Annotated in this window: 8 protein-coding genes and 2 pseudogenes; 7 read left to right on the plus strand and 3 right to left on the minus strand. The window is 47.2% G+C overall.

The window, feature by feature from the left end; all coding sequences use genetic code 11:
• Positions 1-95: 95 nt before the first annotated feature.
• A pseudogene (locus tag BLW34_RS14665) lies at positions 96-1,403 on the plus strand (Tn3 family transposase); the annotation flags it as partial.
• 148 nt (positions 1,404-1,551) lie between these two features.
• Here BLW34_RS14665 and BLW34_RS17165 read toward each other — a convergent pair.
• Positions 1,552-1,740: a hypothetical protein gene (locus tag BLW34_RS17165; protein WP_256203822.1), complete on the minus strand. Its 189-nt coding sequence runs from the start codon at positions 1,738-1,740 to the stop codon at positions 1,552-1,554.
• Between BLW34_RS17165 and BLW34_RS14675 the strand changes: the two are divergent.
• Positions 1,654-2,256, plus strand: a pseudogene (locus tag BLW34_RS14675) (IS982 family transposase). The gene BLW34_RS17165 and the pseudogene BLW34_RS14675 overlap by 87 nt on opposite strands.
• A gap of 22 nt (positions 2,257-2,278) precedes the next feature.
• Here the strand turns inward: BLW34_RS14675 and BLW34_RS14680 are convergent.
• Positions 2,279-2,626 carry a type II toxin-antitoxin system RelE/ParE family toxin gene (locus tag BLW34_RS14680; protein WP_090581161.1) on the minus strand — a complete coding sequence of 116 codons (348 nt, stop codon included), beginning with the start codon at positions 2,624-2,626 and terminating at the stop codon, positions 2,279-2,281.
• On the minus strand, positions 2,613-2,909 hold the full coding sequence (locus BLW34_RS14685) for a type II toxin-antitoxin system ParD family antitoxin (protein WP_090581164.1): 297 nt from the start codon (positions 2,907-2,909) through the stop codon (positions 2,613-2,615). The genes BLW34_RS14680 and BLW34_RS14685 overlap by 14 nt, the downstream gene beginning before the upstream one ends.
• A gap of 281 nt (positions 2,910-3,190) precedes the next feature.
• Here BLW34_RS14685 and BLW34_RS14690 point away from each other — a divergent pair, with 281 nt between their 5' ends.
• From BLW34_RS14690 to BLW34_RS14710, 5 genes are all read left to right on the plus strand, one after another.
• On the plus strand, positions 3,191-3,421 hold the full coding sequence (locus tag BLW34_RS14690) for a type II toxin-antitoxin system MazE family antitoxin (RefSeq protein ID WP_090581167.1): 231 nt from the start codon (positions 3,191-3,193) through the stop codon (positions 3,419-3,421).
• Positions 3,414-3,755, plus strand: a complete 342-nt coding sequence (locus tag BLW34_RS14695) for a type II toxin-antitoxin system PemK/MazF family toxin (RefSeq protein WP_090581170.1) — start codon at positions 3,414-3,416, stop codon at positions 3,753-3,755. The genes BLW34_RS14690 and BLW34_RS14695 overlap by 8 nt, the downstream gene beginning before the upstream one ends.
• 267 nt (positions 3,756-4,022) lie before the next feature.
• Positions 4,023-4,973, plus strand: coding sequence for a tyrosine-type recombinase/integrase (locus tag BLW34_RS14700; RefSeq protein WP_090581174.1), 951 nt, complete (start codon positions 4,023-4,025; stop codon positions 4,971-4,973).
• 248 nt (positions 4,974-5,221) lie between these two features.
• Positions 5,222-5,677, plus strand: a complete 456-nt coding sequence (locus BLW34_RS14705) for a type II RES/Xre toxin-antitoxin system antitoxin (RefSeq protein ID WP_090581177.1) — start codon at positions 5,222-5,224, stop codon at positions 5,675-5,677.
• Positions 5,677-6,135: an RES family NAD+ phosphorylase gene (locus BLW34_RS14710; RefSeq protein WP_090581180.1), complete on the plus strand. Its 459-nt coding sequence runs from the start codon at positions 5,677-5,679 to the stop codon at positions 6,133-6,135. The genes BLW34_RS14705 and BLW34_RS14710 overlap by 1 nt, the downstream gene beginning before the upstream one ends.
• Positions 6,136-6,358 lie beyond the last annotated feature (223 nt).

Raw genomic sequence — 6,358 nt, forward strand, 5'->3', positions numbered from 1 at the left:
AGCTGCTGTTGAGAAGGTTCAAGGCCGCGCATAAGTTAAAATATAGTGTCGTTTCTTAAAATTCTAACGCAGTTAGTAGGTTTTTCAACGGCCTGTTAGATGCCGTCGTCCCAGAAGCGGCACAACAACTGATCAACCAGACTGGCATGTTGCTGCCCCGCATCAAGATCACCGAATTATTGATGGATGTGGATGACTGGACAGGCTTCATCCGGCATTTTGTGCATTTAAAGGATGGAGAGGCGACTAAAGACCGCACCTTGCTGCTATCGGCCATCTTGGCCGACGCCATTAATCTGGGACTCTCCAAAATGGCCGAGTCTTGTCCCGGCACGACCTACGCCAAACTGTCATGGCTGCAAGCCTGGCATATCCGGGACGAAACCTATTCCGCCGGATTGGCCGAATTGGTGAATGCCCAGTTCAACCATGCGTTTGCCGAAAACTGGGGCGATGGCTCGACCTCGTCTTCCGACGGGCAGCGTTTCCGGGCGGGCGGCAAGGCCGAAAGTTCAGGTCATGTCAATCCGAAGTATGGCAGCGAACCGGGCCGATTGTTCTATACCCACATTTCCTACCAGTACGCTCCGTTTCACACCAAAGTCGTGAATGTCGGTATCCGCGATTCGACCTATGTGCTCGATGGCTTGCTGTATCACGAATCGGATTTGCGGATCGAAGAACATTACACCGATACTGCCGGCTTTACCGATCATGTCTTCGCGCTCATGCATTTGCTGGGATTTCGCTTTGCGCCCCGTATTCGCGATTTGAAGGATACCAAACTGTATATACCGAAAAACGGTCAAGACTACCCGGCATTGCAGAGCATGATCGGCGGCAACTTGAATATCAAAAGCATCCAAACGCATTGGGACGAGATACTACGGCTTGCGACGTCGATCAAACAAGGCACTGTCACCGCGTCGCTGATGCTGCGAAAACTCGATAGCTACCCACGGCAGAATGGCCTGGCTGTGGCCTTGCGCGAACTGGGCCGCATCGAGCGCACTTTATTCATTCTGGATTGGTTGCAAAGCGTGGAACTGCGCCGACGTGTCCACGCTGGACTAAATAAGGGTGAGGCCCGCAACGCCTTAGCCAGAGCGGTGTTTTTTAATCGCTTGGGTGAAATCCGCGACCGCAGCTTCGAGCAACAACGCTATCGTGCCAGCGGCCTCAACTTGGTAACGGCGGCCATCGTGCTATGGAACACCGTCTATCTGGAAAGGGCTGTCGAAAAACTCCGGGAATTGGGCAGGCCTATTGATGATGCGCTACTGCAATACTTGTCGCCGTTGGGTTGGGAACACATCAATCTGACGGGCGATTACATTTGGCGGCAGAACCGGAAGATTGAAGAAGGGCAATTCAGACCACTGCGAACCACTGAAAAGTCTTAGCGTACTATTTTTTCCGAATTCTGTGGCTACCCCTATTTAATATAGCAGCAAACACCGCCTGACTGACACGTGTAGCTTCGCGAATTTGTTTTATCTGCTCCGGTCCCAACGGTTCAATAGGCGGCAAGCACAATCGATCGAATTCACGTTAAGTACTATTATCTGGATCACGTATTGAGGCATCAGCGGTGCTATTTTCCAAGGTTGAGTCGGCTACAACCGCTTTGTTGAGCTGATGCAAGGTAGCCTGGTGCCTTTGTGTTGTTTTCTGACTAGCCGCTTTGGGCAATGCAGTGGAATCAGCTTCATTGATTCGACCAAGATCAGCGTATGTCACAACCGCCGCATTTAGTTGCATAAAGTAATGGCAGAGTTTGCTGCCCGGGGGAAGACCAGCGTGGATTGGTTTTATGGGTTCAAGCTGCACTTGGTCATCAATGACCAAGGAGAATTGCTGGGAGTAAAAATAACGGCGGGCAATGTTGATGATCGTGATCCGGTGCCGGAACTGGCACGCTCCTTGTTTGGGAAACTCTTTGGTGACCGGGGTTACATCTCGCAGTCACTTTTTGAGCAACTCTGGGAGCAAGGCGTGCAGCTTGTTACCAAGGTACGTAAGAACATGAAAAACAAACTGTTGCCACTATTTGACAAACTTTTATTGCGTAAACGCTCGATCATTGAGACTGTTAACGACCAATTGAAAAACATCTCGCAAATCGAGCATTCCCGCCATCGTAGCCCATTTAACTTCTTTGTTAATCTGATAGCCGGGCTGGTGGCTTACACTTTTCGGGAGAAGAAACCCTCACTTAACATTAGATTTTCTCAAGCTCTTCCAGTCGTAGTGTGATGATTCTTATGTCGAACTCACGTTATTTATCTAGCTCATCAATTTTATGCGGCGTTTCCTTACCCATAATCGTTTCATAATCTCTGCCACCATAAAAGATATTAAGGATAATTACAATTTGCTTATCTTCGTTAACTTCGAAGGCCGCAACAGCGTTTTTATCAATGGCAATAATTCTAAGATTCTTACGTAGATCATCACGCTTTTGTCCTATCACAGGCAATGTTTTAAGGCTATTGCACTTATGGCGTAATTTTTCTATATAGGCCCATGCAACTTCGGGAAGATCGCTTTTCTTGGATATATAGTCATAGATATTAGTCAGGTCTTTTATAGCGCCAGGCGTCAAATACACATCATAATTTTTCATCACTTGTCGCACTTATGCGTTGCTGATGAAGTTGCTCAAGCTTTTCAAACGCTTTATCCAGAGGAACAGGCTCACCACTTTGCGCGGAATGTTCCAGACGGGCTCGAATAGAAGCAAGTCTTGCGTGATGTTCTTCTTCTTGTCTTTGCCATAAACGCATCGCTTCACGAATAACCTCGCTTGTGGAAGCGTAAGCGCCATCCTTCACTTTTTCCCTAATAATATTCAGCATATCCGGTGGAAGTGTAATGCTGATTTTTTCTGCTTTATCGGCGTGCTTCATTTCTTGTTTCCTATGTATGTTTCTAACACCTTCCAATTGGTAGGATAATATCCTACTAAACAGAATTGAATAAAGCAAAAAATATTTCAACCTTCCTGAATTATAAAATTACTTTATTATTGATAACCTATTTTATCAATAGTAAACTAAATGATAATACTGATGATGTTCGTTCAAAGCATTCACTCAAAAATTACTTATGGTGATGCAGTTATTAGTCTGGATAATTGTGCTATTTATGAGTATGATTTATTTTTACTACTTTATAGTATGAGATAACCATGGCCCATAGAATGACCATTACTCTGGATGATGAAACTTTTGCTTTTTTGAATCGTGTTGCGAGTAATAATCGTAGCGCATACATCAATCAGCTGTTGCAGCAGGCGCGTCAAGAGTGCCTCAAAATGGCCTTACTCCAAGCGAATCAGGAAGAAGCGGCAGATACCCACTATCAGGAAGTATTACCGGCATGGGACAGCACCTTAGCGGATGGGCTGGCCCATGACTGATTTCAAGCAACTGGATATTTACTGGGTCGATCTGGAACCAACCAAAAATGCGGAAGCAAGAAAGCTGAGACCGTGCATGATTGTGCAAGGCGACTTGGTGAATCTGCAATCGAGAACACTGCTGGTGGCGCCTCTGCTGCCGCAGCATAAATCCTGGCCGTTTGCGGTCAACCTGGAGCCCACGCAAGACAACGGCCTGGATCAAGCGCGCCATATCAACCTGAAGCAATTACGCGCGATCGATATTTCCCGTATGGGGAAGAAGCAGGGCTGTCTGGAAAGTCACTATCTGAAGCTAATCAGAGAGGCTTTGATGATCGTATTGGATTGGTGAGCTGTAAAACCATGGTGAGCGACGCGGTCTGATCTAAAAGATGAAAAATAGTATAGGAGACAGCAAAACAACTGCAATCAGGAGGCTTGAGCGATGAGCGAAGCCTGGACATACCCTCTGGCGTCTCGATGACGGCCTCAGAAAAGGTATTATTCTTTGAAACCGAAGAATTTTAAAAGTCGTGTCTAACAATCGAATTCAAAGTCGTTTGAAGACATTTATTGCCAAAGCGGTAAAACACCACGTAAAGTTGATGAGCTAAATAACATGACAGATCTTATTACCACAGGCAAGCGCGCACTCACTTCAATAGAATTTCAGGGTCTTGCTGATGTTCCTCCCGAAGTTGAATGGTTTGCCAATTTGGGTAATAAAGAAACACGGCGCGCTTATGAAAATGCCTTAAAGGATTTTATGAATTTCACAGGCATTCAGCATCCGGAAGAATTCAGGATGGTAACTCGTGCCCATATGATTGCTTGGCGCGATGACCTGGTGAATCGATCATTAAGTGGCATGAGTGTACGTCATCGCCTAGCCGCCCTATCCTCTTTATTTGAATATCTGTGTGAAAAAAACACTGTTACGCATAATCCCGTCAAGGGTGTTAAACGGCCCGCGGTGGAAAGTTATGAAGGAAAAACGCCAGCATTGGGTGACCATCAGGCACGTCAACTGCTCGAAGCACCGGATAGCACGACAATCAAAGGTAAACGTGATCGCGCGATACTAGCCACCCTGCTCTATCATGCACTGCGGCGTGATGAATTGTGTCGATTAAAAATTAAAGATTTCAAGCAGGAACGCCGCGGCGTTCCTCATCTAAAAGTATCCGGCAAAGGCGGCAAAACGCGTTATGTGCCGTTGCACCCGGCGGCCAGTGGACTGATTCATGAATACCTGGATGCTGCGGAACACGGCCTGGAAGATACGGGTTCCCTGTTTCGTTCAGTCAGCAACAACCGGATTCAGGGCTCACAAAAGGCGATTACCCCGGATGCGGTTTATAAGATCGTGCGGGCCTATTCTGAAAAACTGGGTTTTAAGATCGGTGCGCACTCGCTACGCGCCACAGCAGCGACTAATGCGCTCGATCATCAGGCAGATATTGCCAAGGTGCAGGAGTGGCTGGGTCATGCCAATATTGCTACTACACGTATTTATGATCATCGCAAAACGCGGCCAGAGGATAGTCCAACGTTTAAGGTAAGCTACTAAACCTCCTGAGACTGAAGATCCTGTTAAGTCAATCTGCAACGTTATTTCTGGAATGTACTCCTAGATTAGAAACGAAGGTTTTAATTTTTGCAACAACGTCACTGAAAGCGGTAATTTTTGTAAGTTTATTTACATCCACCACTGCCCAGCTCAAAGGATGATTTAGAGCCATTTTTTATTCAATATCCCCTTCATCAATGATACAATCATTTGATTATTACAATTCACTCATTTGAAGAGGACAAGCAATGAGCGTTGAGCCAAAGCAAGTCAAACAGAAGGTGGCATCATCCGGACGCTCTTTCTTAGAATGGGGTGACACGATTCTCAAAATGCCCCCTGCGAAAAGGATCGAGATGATTCGGGGCGGGGTAAAAGTATCACTTTTGGTTGGAGCCGGCCAATACTACGGCATATCTCAAACGAGGCTCTCAAAACTACTTGGTATCTCCGATGCAACCATCACTCGGAAGATCAGATCCGGTGGTAAGCTTGGCCCCATGGAGTCTGAGAGACTGGCCCGGATTGCGCTAATCGAGGCCGAAGCGGAAGAGGTTTTTGATTCGTCAGATCTGGCAAAGCGCTGGATGCTTGAACCCAATCTGGCCTTGGGTGAGTCCCCTCTATCGCTACTGGACACCGACACGGGCGCCGATGAAGTCAGGAAAGTTCTGGCTGCCATCGCTTACGGCGGCGTTGCCTAATGTTCGCTTGGAGGATCGCCAAGAAAGGGCGAGCCCTCGACCGTACTGGGTTCGGCGCCAGTATAAAGGGGCAGCGCTGGAACAGCGCCAATATCCCAGCGATCTATGCTGGTCTCACACCCGAGATTGCGGCCATGGAAAAGCTGGTACATACTGGCTCGATCCTTCCGCCGGATCTTGTAGTTGTTCGGATCACTTTGCCGGATGACAAGACTCTCTACGAAATTCCGGTCCTTGGTGCTTTGCCAGATGGTTGGAATGCCCTTCCAGGATCGCCAGCTGCCGCCGCCTATGGTGATGCCTTCCTGCTCAAGGGGAAATATCTTGGTCTGATCGTGCCCTCGGCGGTGATTCCAGAGGCGAGAAACATTGTTATCAACCCAAACCATCCAATGATGAGAGAAGTGATGATCGAGATTATTCGCGATTTCACTTTCGATTCCAGGCTTCGTCCATAAATGTATGGGTGGGGAGGGAGAGCAGCGAAGGCAATAAACAAATCTCTCAAAACTGGATTTGGAATGTCAAGAACAAGGCGGCCAATCCAATCATAGGAAGATCAGTCACTTTGATTCTGTCTCATTAACAGGCCGTTGAAAAACCTACTAACTGCGTTAGAATTTTAAGAAACGACACTATATTTTAACTTATGCGCGGCCTTGAACCTTCTCAACAGCAGCT

It is taken from the genome of Nitrosomonas sp. Nm58 (genome assembly GCF_900107335.1).
GTDB lineage: Bacteria > Pseudomonadota > Gammaproteobacteria > Burkholderiales > Nitrosomonadaceae > Nitrosomonas.